Source organism: Pseudomonas syringae (genome assembly GCF_021605415.1).
Lineage (GTDB): Bacteria > Pseudomonadota > Gammaproteobacteria > Pseudomonadales > Pseudomonadaceae > Aquipseudomonas > Aquipseudomonas syringae_S.
Genome location: NZ_WKEQ01000032.1, coordinates 28,715 through 46,666, shown reverse-complemented (window position 1 = coordinate 46,666; position 17,952 = coordinate 28,715). Strand labels below are relative to the sequence as shown.

At 59.6% G+C, this 17,952-nt stretch carries 18 protein-coding genes; 8 read left to right on the top strand and 10 right to left on the bottom strand.

Annotated elements, in window-relative coordinates; all coding sequences use genetic code 11:
* The first annotated feature begins 52 nt into the window (after nucleotides 1–52).
* A complete protein-coding gene (locus tag GIW69_RS20395) occupies nucleotides 53–1,093 on the top strand; it encodes an Ldh family oxidoreductase (protein ID WP_236484585.1) in 1,041 nt (346 codons plus the stop codon).
* Between the two features lie 57 nt (nucleotides 1,094–1,150).
* Here the strand turns inward: GIW69_RS20395 and GIW69_RS20390 are convergent, their stop codons facing one another.
* The gene (locus GIW69_RS20390) at nucleotides 1,151–1,468 is read right to left on the bottom strand and encodes a DUF883 family protein (RefSeq protein ID WP_236484584.1); all 318 of its coding nucleotides are present in this window, start codon (nucleotides 1,466–1,468) and stop codon (nucleotides 1,151–1,153) included.
* A gap of 152 nt (nucleotides 1,469–1,620) precedes the next feature.
* Between GIW69_RS20390 and GIW69_RS20385 the strand changes: the two genes are divergently transcribed.
* Nucleotides 1,621–1,875 carry a hypothetical protein gene (locus GIW69_RS20385; RefSeq protein ID WP_034155999.1) on the top strand — a complete coding sequence of 85 codons (255 nt, stop codon included), beginning with the start codon at nucleotides 1,621–1,623 and terminating at the stop codon, nucleotides 1,873–1,875.
* A gap of 6 nt (nucleotides 1,876–1,881) precedes the next feature.
* Here GIW69_RS20385 and GIW69_RS20380 read toward each other — a convergent pair whose 3' ends face one another.
* Complete coding sequence (locus GIW69_RS20380) at nucleotides 1,882–2,796, bottom strand: LysR family transcriptional regulator (RefSeq protein ID WP_236484583.1); 915 nt, start codon at nucleotides 2,794–2,796, stop codon at nucleotides 1,882–1,884.
* Between the two features lie 84 nt (nucleotides 2,797–2,880).
* Between GIW69_RS20380 and GIW69_RS20375 the strand changes: the two genes are divergently transcribed.
* Entirely contained in the window at nucleotides 2,881–3,804 is a 924-nt protein-coding gene (locus GIW69_RS20375; RefSeq protein ID WP_236484582.1) for a carbon-nitrogen hydrolase family protein, read from the top strand.
* Between the two features lie 84 nt (nucleotides 3,805–3,888).
* Here GIW69_RS20375 and GIW69_RS20370 read toward each other — a convergent pair whose 3' ends face one another.
* Nucleotides 3,889–4,362, bottom strand: a complete 474-nt coding sequence (locus tag GIW69_RS20370; RefSeq protein ID WP_236484581.1) for an LEA/WHy family protein — start codon at nucleotides 4,360–4,362, stop codon at nucleotides 3,889–3,891.
* A 68-nt stretch (nucleotides 4,363–4,430) separates the two neighbouring features.
* Nucleotides 4,431–5,897: a nucleobase:cation symporter-2 family protein gene (locus GIW69_RS20365; protein WP_236484580.1), complete on the bottom strand. Its 1,467-nt coding sequence runs from the start codon at nucleotides 5,895–5,897 to the stop codon at nucleotides 4,431–4,433.
* A gap of 428 nt (nucleotides 5,898–6,325) precedes the next feature.
* Here GIW69_RS20365 and zapE point away from each other — a divergent pair, with 428 nt between their 5' ends.
* Nucleotides 6,326–7,444: a cell division protein ZapE gene (zapE, locus tag GIW69_RS20360; RefSeq protein WP_236484579.1), complete on the top strand. Its 1,119-nt coding sequence runs from the start codon at nucleotides 6,326–6,328 to the stop codon at nucleotides 7,442–7,444.
* 18 nt (nucleotides 7,445–7,462) lie between these two features.
* Nucleotides 7,463–8,044, top strand: coding sequence for a DinB family protein (locus GIW69_RS20355; protein WP_236484578.1), 582 nt, complete (start codon nucleotides 7,463–7,465; stop codon nucleotides 8,042–8,044).
* A gap of 243 nt (nucleotides 8,045–8,287) precedes the next feature.
* Here the strand turns inward: GIW69_RS20355 and GIW69_RS20350 are convergent, their stop codons facing one another.
* The 3 genes from GIW69_RS20350 to GIW69_RS20340 all read right to left on the bottom strand — a co-directional run bounded on the left by GIW69_RS20350 (nucleotide 8,288) and on the right by GIW69_RS20340 (nucleotide 10,817).
* The gene (locus GIW69_RS20350; protein WP_236484577.1) at nucleotides 8,288–8,497 is read right to left on the bottom strand and encodes a hypothetical protein; all 210 of its coding nucleotides are present in this window, start codon (nucleotides 8,495–8,497) and stop codon (nucleotides 8,288–8,290) included.
* A gap of 190 nt (nucleotides 8,498–8,687) precedes the next feature.
* Nucleotides 8,688–10,439: a phosphoethanolamine transferase CptA gene (locus GIW69_RS20345; RefSeq protein ID WP_236484576.1), complete on the bottom strand. Its 1,752-nt coding sequence runs from the start codon at nucleotides 10,437–10,439 to the stop codon at nucleotides 8,688–8,690.
* A gap of 195 nt (nucleotides 10,440–10,634) precedes the next feature.
* On the bottom strand, nucleotides 10,635–10,817 hold the full coding sequence (locus GIW69_RS20340; RefSeq protein WP_236484575.1) for a DUF6026 family protein: 183 nt from the start codon (nucleotides 10,815–10,817) through the stop codon (nucleotides 10,635–10,637).
* Nucleotides 10,818–11,089: 272 nt separating this feature from the next.
* Between GIW69_RS20340 and gnd the strand changes: the two genes are divergently transcribed.
* Genes gnd through GIW69_RS20325 form a run of 3 tightly spaced genes read left to right on the top strand, consistent with a single transcriptional unit; the run spans nucleotide 11,090 to nucleotide 14,405 of the window.
* Entirely contained in the window at nucleotides 11,090–12,070 is a 981-nt protein-coding gene (gene gnd, locus GIW69_RS20335; protein WP_236484574.1) for a phosphogluconate dehydrogenase (NAD(+)-dependent, decarboxylating), read from the top strand.
* Nucleotides 12,067–13,590, top strand: a complete 1,524-nt coding sequence (zwf, locus tag GIW69_RS20330; protein ID WP_236484573.1) for a glucose-6-phosphate dehydrogenase — start codon at nucleotides 12,067–12,069, stop codon at nucleotides 13,588–13,590. The genes gnd and zwf overlap by 4 nt, the downstream gene beginning before the upstream one ends.
* Nucleotides 13,587–14,405, top strand: coding sequence for an HAD family hydrolase (locus GIW69_RS20325; RefSeq protein WP_236484572.1), 819 nt, complete (start codon nucleotides 13,587–13,589; stop codon nucleotides 14,403–14,405). Before zwf ends, GIW69_RS20325 begins: the two co-directional genes overlap by 4 nt.
* A gap of 22 nt (nucleotides 14,406–14,427) precedes the next feature.
* Here the strand turns inward: GIW69_RS20325 and nhaB are convergent, their stop codons facing one another.
* The 3 genes from nhaB to GIW69_RS20310 all read right to left on the bottom strand — a co-directional run bounded on the left by nhaB (nucleotide 14,428) and on the right by GIW69_RS20310 (nucleotide 17,844).
* On the bottom strand, nucleotides 14,428–15,930 hold the full coding sequence (gene nhaB, locus GIW69_RS20320) for a sodium/proton antiporter NhaB (protein WP_236484571.1): 1,503 nt from the start codon (nucleotides 15,928–15,930) through the stop codon (nucleotides 14,428–14,430).
* A 74-nt stretch (nucleotides 15,931–16,004) separates the two neighbouring features.
* Nucleotides 16,005–17,294 (bottom strand): NHL repeat-containing protein, encoded by a 1,290-nt coding sequence (locus GIW69_RS20315; RefSeq protein ID WP_236484570.1) that lies wholly within the window; start codon nucleotides 17,292–17,294, stop codon nucleotides 16,005–16,007.
* 283 nt (nucleotides 17,295–17,577) lie between these two features.
* Complete coding sequence (locus GIW69_RS20310; protein WP_236484569.1) at nucleotides 17,578–17,844, bottom strand: hypothetical protein; 267 nt, start codon at nucleotides 17,842–17,844, stop codon at nucleotides 17,578–17,580.
* Nucleotides 17,845–17,952 lie beyond the last annotated feature (108 nt).

The window sequence follows — 17,952 nt, the reverse complement described above, 5'->3', positions numbered from 1 at the left end:
GCGGCAAGTTCGTACGCTGTTGTTCCCTCCAATAACCATTCTGGAGCTTCAGATGTCTGCGCCACACGATCATGGAATCTCTGCTGCGTCGTCCACGCTGTCACTCGGCGCCCTGACGCAATTGCTTGAAACGATTTTTCAGCGCCACGGCACATCAGCCATGGTCGCCCGGGTGCTTGCCGCCAACTGTGCTGCCGCCGAGCGTGACGGCGCTCATAGCCATGGAGTTTTTCGTATTCCGGGGTATGTCTCGACCCTGCAGAGCGGCTGGGTCAATGGCCAGGCGGTACCGGTCGTTGAAGATGTTGCGCCAGGCTTTGTGCGGGTGGATGCAGGTAACGGGTTCGCGCAGCCCGCGCTTGATGCCGGGCGTGCATTGTTGGTGGAAAAGGCCCGCCATGCCGGGATCGCTGTGCTGGCGATCCGCAACTCCCATCATTTCGCGGCCCTGTGGCCGGATGTCGAGCCTTTCGCCGAAGAAGGACTGGTCGCGTTGAGCGTGGTCAACAGCATGACCTGCGTCGTGCCCCACGGCGCGGATCGACCCTTGTTCGGCACCAACCCGATTGCTTTCGCCGCGCCGCGGGCGGGCGGGGCGCCGATTGTCTTCGATCTGGCCACGAGCGCCATTGCCCACGGTGATGTGCAGATCGCTGCGCGCAAGGGCGAAAAATTGCCGCTGGGTATTGGCGTGGACAGCCTCGGTCAGCCGACCCAGGATCCGAAAGCGATTCTCGAAGGCGGAGCGTTGCTGCCGTTTGGCGGGCATAAGGGCTCGGCATTGTCGATGATGGTCGAACTGATGGCGGCCGCGCTCACGGGCGGTAATTTTTCGTTCGAATTCGACTGGTCGAACCATCCGGGAGCGAAGACGCCGTGGACGGGGCAACTGTTGATCGTCATCGATCCGGCAAAAGCGGCCGGTCAGAGCTTTGCCGAGCGCAGTCAGGAACTGGTGCGGCAGATGCATGGGGTAGGTCTCAAGCGCTTGCCGGGTGACCGGCGCCATGCGCAACGCGAAAAGTCACTGGCTCAGGGCATTGTGCTGGATGAGCAGACGCTGGCTCATCTTCGCGAACTGGCTGGGGTCTAGGGTTTTATGGCAGGCATGAAAAAGGCGAGCTGATGCTCGCCTTTTTTTGTCGGCCGCTTAGCGGCGACCGAGGAGCAACCCGACCACCAGGCCGAAACCGGCGGAAATCGCCACTGTCTGCCATGGATGGCCACCAATGTACGTTTCGGTGGCATCCACTGCAGGCTTGGTGCGGTCGCGCACGCTGGACACTGAATCCAGTGCCTGTTGCAGTTTCAAAGCGATTTGCCCACGCAGGGTTTCAGCTTCTTCACCGACCAGTGAAGCGCTGCTCTTGAGCAGTTTCTCTGACTCTTCGATCAGGGCCTGAAGTTCGCTGAATGCCTGATCCTTGATTTGGTCTTCGGCAGCTTGCGCGGCGGGTTTGCGAGCCATTGAGTAATTCCTTCAGGTAAGTGAACAGTGAGCAATGGAGTGTGGCGATGGGTAAAAAGTTGCACTGATTCTAGTCGCCACGGCAAAACCGGCGCGGGAGATTTCGCTTCAACGTGTAAGATGTCGCCTATTTACGCAGCAGGTATTTCCCCATGAGTTTCAATCTGGCCGACAAACCCCTCGCAGAGCGCGCAGCGCTGGAAGACGAGAAATCCCGACTGTTCGAACTCTGGCAAAACAATCTGGGTAAAGCCAAAGGCGAAGCCGCCCGGTTGTTTGGCGAGCGCGGCAAGCGCAAGGGTAAATGGGCCGAGTGGGTTCGCGCGGAACTGGACGGCATGTCGCCGCCGGAGTTCGCCAATATGGTGCGCAGCGAGGTCAATCGCTTGATGGCTGCCAACAAGTAAACGCCATCAGCTCAGTGCAAAACTGCTGACAATGGCCTCGCGCACCTTGATCAGTACCGGATCGATCTGTGTGCTGGTGCGCCAACCCAATTCGATCGGGTAGCGTGGCAGGGGCAGCGGGCAGGGCAGCAGCGCGAGGCCAGTCAGTGCGGCGATGCTTCGGGCGGCATGATCCGGGATGGTCGCCACCGCCTGACTGCCCATGAGCAAATGCGGCAGCGCCGCAAAATGCGTGGTCGATGCGCAGACCCGACGGCTCAGTCCCACGGCTGCCAACCCTTCATCGGTGATGCCGATGAAACCGCCGGACGACACCAGAATGTGTTCCCGGGCGACGAACTCCTCAAGATCGAGCCGCTGCTGTCCCGGCGCGAGACTCAGCGGATCTATCAGGCACGCGTAGCCACCTTCACCCAGCACCTGACGGCTGAGCAAGCGCTCGGCAAAACCGCCGGCGGTGATCGCCAGGTCGATGCTGCGTTCCATCAGGGCTCGGGCGACGATCTGGCTGTGGGTCTGGCGGAAGATCAGGCGCAGCTTGGGCGCACGCTCGGCGATGTCTTCGATCAGGCGTCGGCCGTAGGCGATCTCAAAGTCGTCCGATAATCCGACAGTGACTGAGCGGCCTTCGTAATGGCTGGCTGCTGGATCGACCATTGCCAGGCTTTGTCGGCACTTGTTCAGGGCCTCGCTGACCACCGGTTTCAACTGATCGGCCTTGAGCGTCGGCGCCAGTCCGCGCCCGGTGCGCACAAACAACTGATCGCCATACGTTTCACGCAATCGCCGCAACGCCGCGCTCACCGCTGACTGAGTGACGCCCAGGCGCAATGCCGCGCGGCTGGCGCTGGATTCTTCATGCAGGGCTTCGAAAACTTTCAGCAAATTGAGATCAATCGTTGCGATATTCATTTGGTTCATATCATTCAGCAGCGAGTCGGGCTTTATTCATGATCGGTTGGAGACCGAAAATGAGCAATACCTGATCCTGATGGAGTGACCACAATGCCCAAGACTATCGTTGCCGCCTTGCAAATCGGCGCCTTGCCTGGTGGAAAGGCCGACACCCTCGAACTCATCCTCAGTTGGGAAACCGCCATTGCCGAATCAGGCGCGGCATTGGTGGTCATGCCCGAAGCTTTGCTTGGCGGTTACCCGAAAGGCGAGGGCTTCGGCACGCAACTGGGCTATCGGTTGCCGGAAGGCCGTGAAGCATTTGCCCGTTATTTCGCCAATGCCATTGATGTTCCCGGCGTTGAAACCGAGGCGTTGGCGGGATTGTCCGCACGCACCGGGGCCAATCTGGTCATGGGTGTTATCGAGCGCGCTGGCAGCACGCTGTATTGCACGGCGTTGTATTTCGATCCGCAGGCCGGGCTGGTTGCCAAACATCGCAAACTGATGCCGACTGGCACCGAACGTCTGATTTGGGGCATGGGCGATGGCTCGACATTGCCAGTGCTCGACAGCCAGGTCGGCCGACTCGGCGCCGTGGTGTGCTGGGAAAACATGATGCCGCTGCTGCGAACGGCGATGTACGCCAAGGGCATCGAAGTGTGGTGCGCGCCCACCGTGGACGAGCGGGAAATGTGGCAGGTCAGCATGCGTCACATTGCGCATGAGGGACGCTGTTTTGTAGTCAGTGCCTGCCAGGTGCAGGCGTCGCCTGATCAGTTGGGTGTCGAGATTGCCAACTGGCCGGGTGATCGGCCGCTGATTGCCGGTGGCAGCGTCATCGTCGGCCCGATGGGCGACATCCTCGCCGGGCCGCTCAAGGGTGAAGCGGGATTACTCACCGCTGAGATCAACACCGATGACCTTGTGCGCGCCCGTTACGACTACGACGTCGTCGGCCACTATGCCCGGCCGGATGTGTTTGAGTTGAGCGTGGATGAGCGCGCCAGACCGGGAGTGCGATTCAGCGCCTGACGCTCATCCGTGTGGGAGCGAGCCTGCTCGCGATGACGACAAACCGCCATCGCGAGCAGGCTCGCTCCTACAGGCTTTTTGCATTCACCAATTGGCCGCATTCGAGCCTGGCAAGCTCAGTTTCCCTGAGTCAGTAAAACGCATGGTGCCGAACAGCCCGCCCGCCAGTTTGCCGCGCAGGACGTAAGGCAAATTGTCGAGGGTTTGGGTCTGGCTCAGGCCGAGGGTCTGACGCAGGACGGAAAAGGCTGAAACGCTGACCGGCACGCTGACCACGGTTTCGCCGAAACGCGCAATTGTGCCGCTCTGATCACTGACGCCTGAAGCGAGGGAGTGGCCGTTGACGTCTAGGTCCAGCGCAATACCGTTGTAGTCGATGGCTGTATCGTTCGGGTTCTGCACGCGCAATTTGATAGCAAAGCGTACTTCCAGCTCCTGACTCGGCAGCGGTTCGATGCCCACCACATTGATGTTGACCGGATCGCGATGGGGGAACAGCGCACAGGCGCTGAGGCTCAACAAAAGCAGGGACAGGATGACGGCGTGAAGACGGCGCATTGAATAACTCTCGAAAAAAAGGGCTGAGCCGCTATCGGTTCAGCCCCTTTTTTTGCCGGGAGGCTGCTTCAGCGGTTCAACTGTGCGACCGCTGCCGCAACGGCGGGTTCAGCCTTGGCGGCAACTTCCGGGTTTTCCATCACTTGCAGAATCGATGCTTCCGGGTCGAAGTCATCTTCTTCCAGCTCAATGAACTCTTCCGGCAGAAAGATATTCAGCACGATAGCGCACAACGCGCCGACGGTGATTGGCGACTCGAAAATGTTGCGCAACGCCTGAGGCAGTCCACGCAAGACTTCCGGCACCGCTGCAACGCCGAGGCCGATGCCGAGGGAAATCGCCACGATCAGCATGTTGCGCCGATGCAGCCCGGCCTCGGCGAGAATCTTGATGCCGGCCACGGCGACGGTGCCGAACATCACCAGTTCGGCACCGCCGAGCACCGGTTTTGGCATCAATTGCAGAACGGCGCCGATCATCGGAAACAGGCCCAGCAATACCAGCAAACCGGCAATGAAAAACGCCACATAACGGCTGGCCACGCCGGTGAGCTGAATTACACCGTTGTTCTGCGCGAAGGTCACCATCGGCATGCTGTTGAACACGGCGGCCATGGCCGAATTGAGTCCGTCGGCGAGCAGGCCGGATTTGATTCGACGGATGTACAACGGACCTTTGACCGGCTCGCGGGAAATCATCGAGTTGGCCGTGAGGTCGCCGGCAGCCTCCAGCGGCGATACCAGGAAAATCACCGCAACCGGCACGAACGCCACCCAATCGAAATTGAATCCATATTTGAAGGGCACTGGCACGCTGACCAGCGGCACCTCGGGCAGGCTGGCGAAATCCACCTGGCCCATCATCCAGGCGACGAAATAGCCGAGGGTCAGGCCGATAACAATTGCGCCCAGCCGTAGAAACGGCACGTCCACGCGGTTCAACACCACAATCGTGCCGAGCACCAGCGCCGCCAGCAGTATGTGGCTGGCAGCGCCCAGATCAGCAGCGCCGAAGCCGCCGGCGATGTCGGTCATGGCGACCTTGATCAGCGACAACCCCATCAGCGTGATGATGGTGCCGGTGACCACCGGGGTGATCAGCATCCGCAGCTTGCCGATGAACTGGCTCAGCGCGACTTCAATGAACGCGGCGAAGAAGCACACGCCGAAAATCGTCGAAAGGATCTCGTCCGTGCCGCCACCCCGGGCCTTGACCATGAACCCGGCGCTGAGTATCACGCTGATAAAGGAAAAACTGGTGCCTTGCAGGCACAGCAAACCGGAGCCAATCGGGCCGAAGCGCCGCGCCTGCACAAATGTGCCCAGCCCCGAAACAAACAGCGCCATGCTGATCAGGTAGGGCACTTCGCTTTGCAGGCCAAGGGCACCGCCCATGATCAAGGTCGGCGTGATGATGCCGACGAAGCTGGCCAGTACGTGTTGCAGGGCGGCAAAAACCGTGGCGGTGAAGTGCGGGCGGTCGTTGAGACCGTAAATCAAGTCGCTGTTGCGCGGGGCTTTTTCAGGGGCAGTCATGATGATTTGCGTGCCGCAAAGCGCGGCCGGGCCAGAAAATGGAGGCGCAGAATGCCGTAAGCGGGCGGTGATCGCAATGAGCAATAACTGCCTGAAAGGTCAGGTTTTACGGCAACCATTGGACTGCACCCAAAATCACTGTGGGAGGGTCGCGATTTCCGGTTTGACCCAAATCCCTGTGGGAGCGAGCTTGCTCGCGATGAGGCCGGCACATTCAACATTGATGTCGCCTCAGTTGACGCTTTCGCTGGCAAGCCAGCTCCCACAGAGGCTCTTCAGTGAACGCAATAAACCGGTACCAGCCCATAACCCTGTGGGCTGGCTTGCCAGCGACGGCGTTTGTTCGGTCACACCCGTCGCCGACGACTCACCAGATCTAAAGATCGCAGCGTGCCGCAGCGCCCAAACGTCATGGCATACTGCCGCGCATGACTTTCGACTCTCCGCTCAGCGCTTGGCAACATGCCATTGAACACAAGGGCTTCATCCAGGATGAAGCGCAGGAGCACGCCGCCTGGGCGCTGCAAAAATGCCACGAAGCGCTGCATGCCGGTGCTCGCCCGATTATCGGCGTATACCTGTGGGGCCCGGTCGGGCGTGGCAAGACCTGGCTGATGGATCAGTTCTATCAGAGCCTGCGCGTGCCGGCGCGGCGGCAGCATTTCCATCACTTCATGGGCTGGGTTCACCAGCGCTCGTTCCAGTTGACCGGGATTGCCGATCCGCTCAAGGCCCTGGCCCGGGAACTGGCGGCTGAAGTGCGGGTGCTGTGTTTCGATGAACTGTTCGTCAACGACATCGGTGACGCGATCATCCTCGGCCGTTTGTTTCAGGTGATGTTCGACGAAGGCGTGGTAGTGGTCTGCACCTCCAACCTGCCGCCGGATCAGCTTTACGCCGACGGCTTCAACCGCGACCGCTTCACGCCGGCGATCACCGCGATCAAGGCGCACATGCAAGTGGTGCCGGTGAACGGCGCGGAAGATCATCGCCTGCATCCGGGCATCATCGAGCAACGCTATTGGGTCAGCGAACCGGGGCAGGGCACTGCGCTGGCAGCGATCTTTGAGGCGATGACCACCGGCGAAACCGCCAGTGCCGAACCTGTGCAAGTCGGCCATCGCCATTTGAATGTGGTGAAGGCCAGTCAATCAGTGTTGTGGTGCCGTTATACCGATCTCTGCGAGCAACCGTTCGCCGCCATGGACTTCATCGCACTGTGCGACACCTACCGGTCTATTCTGTTAAGTGACGTACCAAACCTCAGCGCCAAAAAACGTGAAGGGCGCATCGCCCGAGGCACCGAAGACGGCGCCGAACGGGTGGTGGCGGGCGACCGAGAGCTGCCGCAACTGTCGGTGCACGACGACGGCGTGCGCAGGTTTATCGCCTTGGTGGATGAGTGCTACGACCGCAAAGTGCCGCTCTTTATCGAGGCACACGTACCGATGGATGCGTTGTACACCGAGGGTTATCTGGAATTTCCGTTCCGCCGCACCCTCAGTCGCTTGCAGGAGATGCAGCTGCAACGCTTTGCCGAGGCCTGAATCAAGGAGGGCGAAAGATTGTCCCAGCCGTTATCCCATCATCTGCTGACCATGGCGTACCAGAACGCCTGGGCCAACCACCGGCTGGCCAAGGCCTGGACACAGTTGAGCGCGGAGGAACTGACCGCGCCGCGGGTCAGTTTTTTTCCGGGGCTGCGCCTGACGCTCAACCACATCCTCACCTGCGACTGGTTCTACGTCGATGCGCTGGAACGCGAACTGCGCGGTGATGAGCCGCACCCTGATTGCTACGTGTTTTTCAGCACTGACGAACCCTTCACTAATGCCGTCCAACTGCGTGACGAGCAAGCTCACGTCGATCGCCGGCTGATCGCCTATTGCGAGCAACTGCGCGACGATGAACTTGCACGGCCGGTGACGATTGCCCGCAAAGTCCCGCAACACGACAGCCGGCTGCGCATGCTGTCCCATTTGTTCGAGCACCAGATCCATCATCGTGGCCAGGTGCATGCCATGCTCAGCGGCACGTCAGTGAAACCGCCGCAACTGGACGAGTTTTTCTGCGCCGGGGAAAACCGGTTGCGCGCAGAAGATTTTGCCGAACTGGGCTGGACGGAAGAACTGATCTGGGGGCATTGAATGGCAGCGCGATTGTCTTTGCTGTTGCGGCTGTCGCCGATCCAGCGCTCGCTCTGCCGACACCCGCCTAGCGCGGCGGGGTTTGTCAATAAAAATTCGGCTTCGCACCGGGCATGTTCGATCCGGAGCATGGCCGCAGGCTGTTCCGGATCAAGGATCTTCAGGCATAAAAAAAGGCGCCCATCAGGACGCCCAATGATTTTCTCCGACACCAGAGCGCAGCGATCGAAGGTCCATAGGTACTCAGCGGCGATAAGACTCGGTTACCTGAGCGGTCTGGTCGCCTGGAACGTAGATTTCTTTACTGTTGGCCTCAGCCTGATGCTGGGCTCGGACGGTTTCTACGGGAAAGTTGTCCCAGTGATAATGCATGCGCTCGGCGCCGCCTTCGGCAAACACGCTGGCCGAACCAACGGTGAGCATCGTGGCGAAAATAGCCGTCGTGGTTTTCATGGTGCCTCCTGAAACGGAATGTCGGGCCTTTCCTCCATGAATTCGGCTTCAGGAACACTGTCTTCTTGGTGAATTAACGCGCGGTTAAGCGGGACTTTTCCGACATATTGCAAAACGTGTGGGAGCAGGGCTATCAGTGCGATCGACTCTGACGCGTGCGAAAAAGGGGCCTATCCAAGGCCCCTTTTTATTACTTCAACACGACCTTGGCGGTCGTGGGCGTTCCAGGCTTTGTCGGCTTCATCAGGCTGAAATCGATCAATGCACGCTGCTGGCGTTCGTACGGGTTGCCGATCATCAGCGGACGCGGCTTGAAGCTGTCGCTGACGAGACTTTTGCTGCGGTCGAGTTCGTCGGAACTCAGACCCGCCAGATCCGCCCAGGTGTGGATCAACTGCGAACTGCTGTAAGGCCGATCAAGATCGCCCGCAAAATTCCAGTCGTGGTTCTCCCGCCATTTCGGCGAAGCCCAGGCCATGAACGGAATGGTGTACATCGGTGCGGTCGGCTTGTTCTCGTTACGGCCCAAGGTGCCGTGACCCACGGAGTCGAACACGTCCTCGCCATGGTCGGAAAGGTACAGCAGAAAGCCGTTCGGATCGGATTTGGCGTAGTCCTTGATCAGGCTTGAGACCACGAAATCGTTGTACAGCACCGCGTTGTCATAGCTGTTGTAGGTCGGCACCTGATCGTCACGCACGCCGGCCGGAACGCCGGTGCGATCCTTGAACTTGTCGAAGCTCTGCGGATAACGGTACTGGTAGCTCATGTGTGTGCCGAGCAAATGCACCACGATCAACTTGCGCGGTGCTGCATCGGTCAGGGCTTTTTTGAAAGGCTCAATGACATCGCCGTCATATTGGGCGGCGTTCTGGTTGCGGTTGTTGTTCAAATACACCTGTTCGTCGGCCTGCTCGGAGAAGGTCGTGAGCATGGTGTTGCGCTTGGTCATCGTCTGCTGATTGGTGATCCAGAAGGTTTTATAACCGGCCTGTTTCATCATGCTGACCAGCGAAGGCGTGCTCAGGTACAGATCCGGATTGTCCTCGTCGGCGAAGGTCAGCACCTGTTGCAACGCTTCGATGGTGTACGGGCGTGGGGTGATGACGTTATCGAAAACCGCCAGTTGATCCTTGAGCTTGTCCAGCTCCGGCGTGGTCTTGCGTGGATAGCCGTAAAGGCTCATGCGCTGACGGTTGGTGGACTCGCCGATGACCAGCACCAGTGTCGAAGGTTGTTGCGCGCCGGCGTCCTGAAGGTTTTTCAACGGCGGGATTTTGCTCGCGTTGTGCAACATGCCTTGCATGTCCGCCAGGGTGTCGAGATAGCGGTGATACGCCACGGCCATCTGCCACGGCACGGCGGGTTCGATGCGGGTTTCGAATTTTTCGAAACCACCGGCGAAGCTGCCGGTGCGCATAGTCTGTTTGATCAGCGGATAGCCTGCGACCGCCACCACGATGGCAGTGGCCGCCACGAATGCCTTGCCACGGGGCAAATACACCGGGCGCAGACGAGTCCACAGAAACCAGGCGAACGCGGTGTGGGCGAGGAACGCCGGCACCATCCACCAGGCAAAGTACTGGGTCATGTATTCGCCGGCTTCAGACACATTCGATTCGAACATGATGAAGATGACGCTCTGGGAAAACTCCTGCTGATAGATGAAGAAATAGCCGAGGCTGGCCATCGAGCAGGCCCACAGCACCACGCCGATCACGGCGGCGAGCACGCGGGTTTGTTTCGGAAACAGCAACATCGGCGCCAGCCAGATCGCGCTCATGACGAACGCCTGGCGGAACCCGGTAAAACCGGAGGTGCCGGTGAGTTGAATCAGCAGTTGGGTAATTCCGGAGAAGTACCAGAAAAATACAAAGAGCCAGAGAAGTCCGGCCCAGTCGAAACCTGTCGCAGTCGTTTTGCTGCGTTTGAACACTGCCATTCGGCGCTCCAGCAAGTCATCACACTATCGCCGGAGCATCCATGAAAACCGACGAACGGAGGCCGCACGGAGATCGCGCGGCCAGAATCGGGCCGGATTATCAGAAAACCAGTGTGAAAACTTCGTGAGTTGCCGAAAGGGCAGAGAAGCAAAACTTGACGGGAACAGTCAGGCTGTTCCCGAGACTGGCGGGGATCAGGCGTGCGGAGAACGCTGAACGACCGGCAAGGGCTTGGGTTGCGCACCTTGGGTCAGCAGGCGCAATTGCGCCAGTTCCTGCTTCAGTTGGTCGCGCTCGTCTTTCAACTGGCGCAATTCATCACGACGGATCGTGACGTAGAGGGTTTGTGCAGGCATTGCTGTGTGTACTGTGCCCATTGCTCACCTCGCAAATGGCTGACTCAACTGTAAGTCGCCCCCGATCTGGGCCGACGACTTACTATCGGCGCCAATTTTGATTTCTTTTGCCTGGGAATGGAACTTTTTTATTTTTCATGGTCGGTGTGTCTTCGCCACGATTGCAGACGTTATCAGTCTGGATCGGGCACAATGCCCGGAAACTTCATCCCCCCGCTTCGGACTAACCTCCATTAGTCGCGTGGGCTATAACCTTTTGACACACCTTTATTTGTAGTAAGGAGCATCAGCACATGCAACTCGGGATTATTGGACTGGGCCGCATGGGCGGCAATATTGCGCGGCGCCTGATGCTCAACGGGCACACGACCGTTGTTTACGACCGCAATACCGCTTTTGTCGACACCCTGGCCGCCGAGGGCTCCACGGGCGTCGCCGATCTGCCTGCACTGGTTGCCGGCCTGGCCAAGCCTCGCGCTGTCTGGGTGATGCTGCCGGCCGGCGCGCCGACCGAAGAGACCATTGAAACCCTGAGCAATCTGCTTGAGGCCGGTGACACCATCATTGATGGCGGCAACACCAACTATAAGGATGATATTCGCCGGGCAAAGACCCTGGCCGAGAAAGGGCTGCACTATATCGACGTCGGTACGTCCGGCGGCGTCTGGGGTCTGGAGCGCGGCTACTGCATGATGATCGGCGGCGATGCCGAGACCGTCACGCGTCTTGATCCTCTGTTCGCCGCGCTTGCGCCAGGCATGGGCGATATCCCGCGTACCAAGGATCGCAAGTCCGAGGACCACCGTGCCGAGCACGGGTACATCCACGCCGGTCCCGCCGGTGCCGGGCATTTTGTGAAGATGATTCACAACGGTATCGAATACGGCATGATGGCGGCCTTCGCCGAAGGCTTCGACATCCTCAAGACCAAGTCCAGCGAGCGTCTGCCGGAAGATCAGCGTTTCGATCTGAACGTGGCGGACATTGCCGAGGTCTGGCGTCGCGGCAGCGTGGTGTCGTCGTGGTTGCTCGACCTGACCGCCGACGCGCTGGCCAGCGACCCGAAGCTCGACGGGTTCTCCGGATCCGTAGCGGACAGCGGCGAAGGTCAATGGACCATCGAAGCCGCCATGGAACAAGCCGTGCCAGTGCCGGTGCTGTCGAACTCGCTGTTCTCGCGTTACCGCTCGCGCGGCCAGGGCACGTTTGGCGACAAGATACTGTCGGCCCAGCGCTTCGGCTTCGGCGGCCACGTGGAGATCCCGAAAAAATGACCCGTACGATCCGCAGGAAATCCAAGGCAGAACCCGCACCACCGACCACGCTGTTTCTGTTCGGCGCTCACGGTGACCTGGTCAAGCGCTTGCTTATGCCAGCGCTTTACAACCTGAGTCGCGATGGCCTGTTGGACGATGGCCTGCGGATCATCGGCGTTGACCACAACGCCATTGCCGATGAGGCCTTCGCGCTCAAGCTTGAAGACTTCATTCGTACCGAAGTGGCGGCGAAGGTCGGCAAGGGCGATCAGATGCTTGATCCAGCCCTGTGGGCCAAGCTCGCCAAAGGCATCAGCTACGTTCAGGGCGACTTTCTGGACGGCAGCACTTATTCCGCGCTGGCGGCGAAAATCGCTGACAGCGGCACCGGCAATGCGGTGTTCTACCTGGCCACCGCGCCACGTTTTTTCAGTGAAGTCGTGCGCCGTCTCGGCAGTGCCGGTTTGCTGGAAGAGACCCCGGACGCGTTCAGAAGGGTGGTGATCGAGAAACCCTTCGGCTCCGATCTGCACACCGCCGAAGCCTTGAACGCGTGCTTGCTCAAAGTGATGACGGAAAAGCAGATCTACCGGATCGATCACTATCTGGGCAAGGAAACCGTGCAGAACATTCTCGTCAGCCGGTTCTCCAACAGCCTGTTCGAAGCGTTCTGGAACAACCATTACATCGACCACGTGCAGATTACCGCCGCCGAAACCGTCGGCGTCGAAACCCGTGGCAGCTTTTACGAACACACCGGCGCCTTGCGGGACATGGTGCCCAATCACCTGTTCCAATTGCTGGCGATGGTCGCGATGGAACCGCCGGCCGCGTTCGGCGCCGATGCCGTCCGTGGCGAGAAGGCCAAAGTGGTCGGTGCGATCCGCCCTTGGACGACCGAAGAGGCCCGGGCCAATTCGGTTCGCGGCCAATACAGTCCTGGCGAAGTCGGCGGTAAGCCATTGGCCGGTTACCGCGATGAAGCCAACGTATCGCCCGACAGCACCACGGAAACCTATGTGGCACTGAAAGTGATGATCGACAACTGGCGCTGGGTCGGCGTGCCGTTCTACCTGCGTACCGGCAAGCGCATGAGCGTGCGCGACACCGAGATCGTCATCTGCTTCAAACCGGCGCCGTACGCGCAGTTCCGCGACACCGAAGTCGATGAGTTGCAGCCGACCTATCTGCGCATCCAGATCCAGCCCAACGAAGGCATGTGGTTCGACCTGCTTGCCAAGCGGCCCGGGCCGGCGCTGAACATGGCCAATATCGAGCTGGGTTTCGCCTACAAGGATTTCTTCGAAATGCAGCCGTCCACCGGGTATGAAACCTTGATCTACGACTGCCTGACTGGCGATCAGACGCTGTTCCAGCGCGCCGACAACATCGAGAACGGCTGGCGTGCCGTGCAACCGTTCCTCGACGCCTGGCAGGAAGACGCGACAGTGCAAAGCTACGCGGCGGGCGAAGATGGCCCGCCGGCTGCCGATGAACTGCTGACTCGCGATGGCCGCGTCTGGCACGGTTTGGGATGAGTGATTTGCGCAAACAACCGATTCGTTTTCTGTTGAGCGACATGGATGGCACGTTGTTGCTGCCCGATCACAGCCTCAGTCAGCGCACCATTGCTGCGGTTCGTGCATTGCGCGAGGCCGGCGTTCTGTTCAGCCTGGCGACCGGGCGTCCGCCCAGAGCCATGCTGCAACAGATCGAAGCCCTGGGTGTCGATTTGCCGACCGCTGCGTTCAATGGCGGCACCATCGTCAATCCTGATGGCAGTCTTCTGGTTGCCCATTATCTGCCAGTCGAAGCGGCGCTGACGGCGTTGGCGCTGTTTGCCGACCAGCCGGGCATCGAGGTCTGGGTGTTCAGTGGCGGCGACTGGCTGGTGAAGGACGCGAACGGTCCGATGGTGCCGCGCGAACAGCATGGTCTCGGTTATCCGCCCGTCGTAGTGGAGAGTTATGAGCCCTATCTGGAACGGATCGACAAAATCGTGGCCACCAGCAACAACACGCAGTTGTTGATCGAACTGGAAGCGCGCCTGCTGCCGAAGGTCAACGGCCTGGCACAGGTCTCGCGTTCCCAGCCGGTTTATCTGGATGTCACGGCGGTGGAAGCCAACAAAGGCGCGGCATTGACCCGACTGGCCGAATACCTCGGCATACCGCTGGAGCAGACGGCTGCAATGGGTGATGGTGGCAACGATCCAGCCATGTTCCACTGCGCCGGATTGTCGATTGCCATGGGCCAGGCAGAAGACGCGGTCAAGCGCCAGGCGGATGTCGTCACCGGCCCAAACACCGAAGACGGCGTGGCCGACGCGATCGAAAAATACATCCTCCTGTAGGGGCTGCCACCGGGTTATCGGGTTACAGCCAGTAACTCACGGCATACCAGCCCAGCAAGCCCATCACCACGGTGTACGGCAACGCCATCCACACCATTCGTCCGTACGACAGGCGAATCAGCGGCGCGATTGCCGACGTCAGCAGGAATAGAAATGCGGCCTGACCGTTCGGCGTGGCGACGCTTGGCAGGTTGGTGCCGGTGTTGATCGCGATGGCCAGCGTTTCGAAGTGTTCGCGGCTCATGTCGCCGGAAAGAAACGCCTGTTTCACTTCGGTGATGTAAATGGTCGCGACAAACACGTTGTCACTGATCGCCGAGAGCAACCCGTTGGCAATGAACAGCATGCCCGGCTGTTGATCGGCCGGCAGCGCCAATACCCACTGGATCAGCGGCACGAACAAGTGTTGGTCGTGAATCACTGCCACCACGGCGAAGAACACCACCAGCAACGCAGTGAACGGCATGGCATCTTTAAAGGCATTGCCCACACGATGCTCGTCGGTAATCCCGGTGAATGCAGTGATCAGCACGATCACCATCAAGCCGATCAGGCCGACTTCGGCAACATGAAGCGCCAGCCCGGCAATCAAAATCAGCGCAGCGACGCCTTGTACTAACAGTGCCGCACGTTGACGATCCGTGCGTTCGGCGTTGTCTTCGGCGGCGTAATTGGCTAGCACGGCGCGGACATTATCCGGCAGCAATGTGCCGTAACCGAACCAGCGCAGTTTCTCCAGCAGCACACAGGTCACCAGGCCTGCCGCCAACACCGGCAGGGACACCGGCGCGACTTTCAGAAAGAATTCGGCAAAGTGCCAACCCATCTCGTGGCCGATCAACAGGTTTTGCGGCTCGCCCACCAAGGTAGCCACGCCGCCTAGTGCGGTGCCCACGGCGCCGTGCATCAAGAGGCTGCGCAAGAAAGCGCGGAATTGTTCGAGGTCGTCATGGTGCAGTGCTTTTAGCTGGCGGTCGTCGCCGAACTCACTGTCTTTGCGCGGATCCTTGCCGGAAGCGACTCGGTGATAAACCGAATAAAAGCCGACGGCAGCGCTGATAATGACCGCCGTCACGGTCAGTGCATCGAGGAAGGCCGAGAGAAATGCCGACAGAAAGCAGAACATCAAAGCCAGCAGCGCTTTAGAACGCACGCCAAGCAACAGGCGTGAAAACAGAAACAGCAGCAGGTCTTTCATGAAATAGATGCCGGCCACCATGAACATCAGCAGCAGGATGACCGGGAAGTTGTGCACCAGCTCATCGTAGAGCGCCTGGGGCGTGGTCATATTCAGCAGCAGTGCTTCGATCAACAGCAAGCCGCCGGGCATCAACGGGTAACACTTGAGCGCCATCGCCAACGTGAAGATGAACTCGATCACCAACATCCAGCTGGCAGCGACCGGGCCGAGCGTCCAGATCGTCAACGCGTTGAGCACCAGAAATCCGATGATGGTCGCTTTGTACCAGCGCGGCGAGTGCCCGAGAAAATTGTGCGCGAACGCGTGGGCCATTGAGCCGGACATTGGCTGCTCCTTTTATTTAGAAGCGCGCAAATTGCCGTAAGCGCTGCGGAAGATCAAGTGTGGGACGTTTCTCTTTATTGATTCAGATATCGCGCCACAACCGCACGGTAGTTTCCGTCTAGCGAATAACCACCCACCAGAATCCGCCCATTGTGTTGAATCGCAAGCGACGTCGCGGTATCCAGGCTGCGTCCCAGACGGGTGCGCACCCAACCGTTGCCGCTGCCAAACGTCTCATCGAGTCGGCCATCAGGTTGGTAGCAGGCCAGGATGAAGTCCGCCTCAACGCCGCCGATGGTCGCGCCCGTTGCGATGATTCGTCCATCCGGGAGACTTTGGGCGGCAGTCCATTGGCAACCGGTGTGACCGATACCCAACTGCTGAGGCAATCCGCCGCCGCAGTGGATATCAGGGCGGCCGTTGCTGTGCAGCGTAAGCGTCAGGCAGCGGATGGGTTCGCGGCTACTGCCAAAGCAGTGCAGGCGCTCGGCGGATTGAACGATCTGGCTGACCTGTGCGCTGTGACCGTCAGCCCTGAACGCCATGAAGCCGTCCACGGCAAAGCGATCATCCAATCGGCCGTCAGGCAGGTAACGTGCGAGCAAACCTTCCTGAGGAAAGTCGATGGAGCCGCCGACCAGAATCCGCCCGTCTTCTTGCAACAGCAGGCTACTCAGCCAAGTGTTGAGCAGCAGGTGACGGATCATGACAAAGCCGCGGCCATTGAACGACGGATCCAGTTGGCCGTCGGGTGTGAGACGAATCAGCATCCCGGCATGATCGGCCAGCTCGAAGTGATGATTGGCGATCAGCAGAACGTGACCGTCGGCCTGCACGGCAATATCGCAGGCCTCAGCGCCTGGAACGCCTGGCGGTAGCCACGCGTCGCGCACCCCCATCGACAAGTCGCCGGGCAAACGCACGACTTGCCGGCCGTTGTCGCCGAAGGCTGGATCGGGCCGACCGAACGCATCGAAGAGGGCCAGTGCGGGCAAGGTGCGGTGGGCATTTTCATAATGCAGGCCGGCCAGCAGAATGCGGCCGTCAGGCAGCGTCAACACTTTGCTGGCCATGGCCTCGAAGCCCGGGGCGAATTGGCCGATGACGCTGCCCTGGCGACCGAAGCTTAGATCGGCTGAGCCGTCGTCGAGCAGTCGCGCCAGACCGAAGCAATGACCTGTGGCCATCGTCACCTTGGCGGCCACCAACACCCGACCTTGTTCATCCAGGGCGATGCCCTGAGTCAGGCTCGCCACGCTGCCGGCGAAATACACCTGAGCGACGCCCATGGCGGCAAAGGCGCCATCAAGTTGCCCGGCGTTGTTCAGGTCGGCCGGCAGCGCAAGAGCGATTGGGCTGGACATGCATGCTTCTCCTTGCAAGTCGGCCGCGAACCGGGAACCGGGCGGTCGTTGCATGAGCGAAACATTCAACCCTTGTGCAAGACGAAGTTCAACTGCCAGAACTATCAGATGGAGGGTCGCACTGTGCCAGAACACTGACTTTTTGAACCAGTTGCAAGCCTGCCAAGCAATCGGTTGATATCCGCTGCCGCAAAGTTGCAGAAAAGTTCAGAAACGGGGTGTGCGTGAGCAACTAACGAAAAAACACCGCGTATGACCTGTTGGCATACGCGGTGTTCTCAAATTAATGCGGCATCGACCAGGATTGAAGCGCATAGCCTTCTTCGCTGAGTTCGGCGCGGGCTTGTTGCAAGAGCAGTTCAAGTTGCGCCGGGTCGGTGTAGGCGCTGCTTGGAATCTGTTTGCTGCCGATGCGGGTATTGGTGCGGTCAATAACGGCCAGGCTGAGTTCGCCATTGCCGTCCTGAGGGGCCCAGGCCACGCACTGGAAGGGTTTGAACGCGCGGTCTGCAATCAAAAGAGCTTCGTTGATACGGAGCGGGGCGGTCATGGGGTCTTCTCTCTATAGTGCCCATTCAAATGATTTGCCGTCGGTTGGGCTGACCGTACGGCGGGGTTACTTGTACTGATGCGCGCAACCCCATGACAGGTCACAAAC

Excerpts from the sequence above, each read along its gene's own strand:
- GIW69_RS20395 (WP_236484585.1), top strand. The coding sequence starts at position 53 with ATGTCTGCGCCACACGATCATGGAATCTCTGCTGCGTCGTCCACGCTG.
- GIW69_RS20390 (WP_236484584.1), bottom strand. The coding sequence starts at position 1,468 with ATGGCTCGCAAACCCGCCGCGCAAGCTGCCGAAGACCAAATCAAGGAT.
- GIW69_RS20385 (WP_034155999.1), top strand. The coding sequence starts at position 1,621 with ATGAGTTTCAATCTGGCCGACAAACCCCTCGCAGAGCGCGCAGCGCTG.
- GIW69_RS20380 (WP_236484583.1), bottom strand. The coding sequence starts at position 2,796 with ATGAACCAAATGAATATCGCAACGATTGATCTCAATTTGCTGAAAGTT.
- GIW69_RS20375 (WP_236484582.1), top strand. The coding sequence starts at position 2,881 with ATGCCCAAGACTATCGTTGCCGCCTTGCAAATCGGCGCCTTGCCTGGT.
- GIW69_RS20370 (WP_236484581.1), bottom strand. The coding sequence starts at position 4,362 with ATGCGCCGTCTTCACGCCGTCATCCTGTCCCTGCTTTTGTTGAGCCTC.
- GIW69_RS20365 (WP_236484580.1), bottom strand. The coding sequence starts at position 5,897 with ATGACTGCCCCTGAAAAAGCCCCGCGCAACAGCGACTTGATTTACGGT.
- zapE (WP_236484579.1), top strand. The coding sequence starts at position 6,326 with ATGACTTTCGACTCTCCGCTCAGCGCTTGGCAACATGCCATTGAACAC.
- GIW69_RS20350 (WP_236484577.1), bottom strand. The coding sequence starts at position 8,497 with ATGAAAACCACGACGGCTATTTTCGCCACGATGCTCACCGTTGGTTCG.
- GIW69_RS20345 (WP_236484576.1), bottom strand. The coding sequence starts at position 10,439 with ATGGCAGTGTTCAAACGCAGCAAAACGACTGCGACAGGTTTCGACTGG.
- GIW69_RS20340 (WP_236484575.1), bottom strand. The coding sequence starts at position 10,817 with ATGGGCACAGTACACACAGCAATGCCTGCACAAACCCTCTACGTCACG.
- gnd (WP_236484574.1), top strand. The coding sequence starts at position 11,090 with ATGCAACTCGGGATTATTGGACTGGGCCGCATGGGCGGCAATATTGCG.
- zwf (WP_236484573.1), top strand. The coding sequence starts at position 12,067 with ATGACCCGTACGATCCGCAGGAAATCCAAGGCAGAACCCGCACCACCG.
- GIW69_RS20325 (WP_236484572.1), top strand. The coding sequence starts at position 13,587 with ATGAGTGATTTGCGCAAACAACCGATTCGTTTTCTGTTGAGCGACATG.
- nhaB (WP_236484571.1), bottom strand. The coding sequence starts at position 15,930 with ATGTCCGGCTCAATGGCCCACGCGTTCGCGCACAATTTTCTCGGGCAC.
- GIW69_RS20315 (WP_236484570.1), bottom strand. The coding sequence starts at position 17,294 with ATGTCCAGCCCAATCGCTCTTGCGCTGCCGGCCGACCTGAACAACGCC.
- GIW69_RS20310 (WP_236484569.1), bottom strand. The coding sequence starts at position 17,844 with ATGACCGCCCCGCTCCGTATCAACGAAGCTCTTTTGATTGCAGACCGC.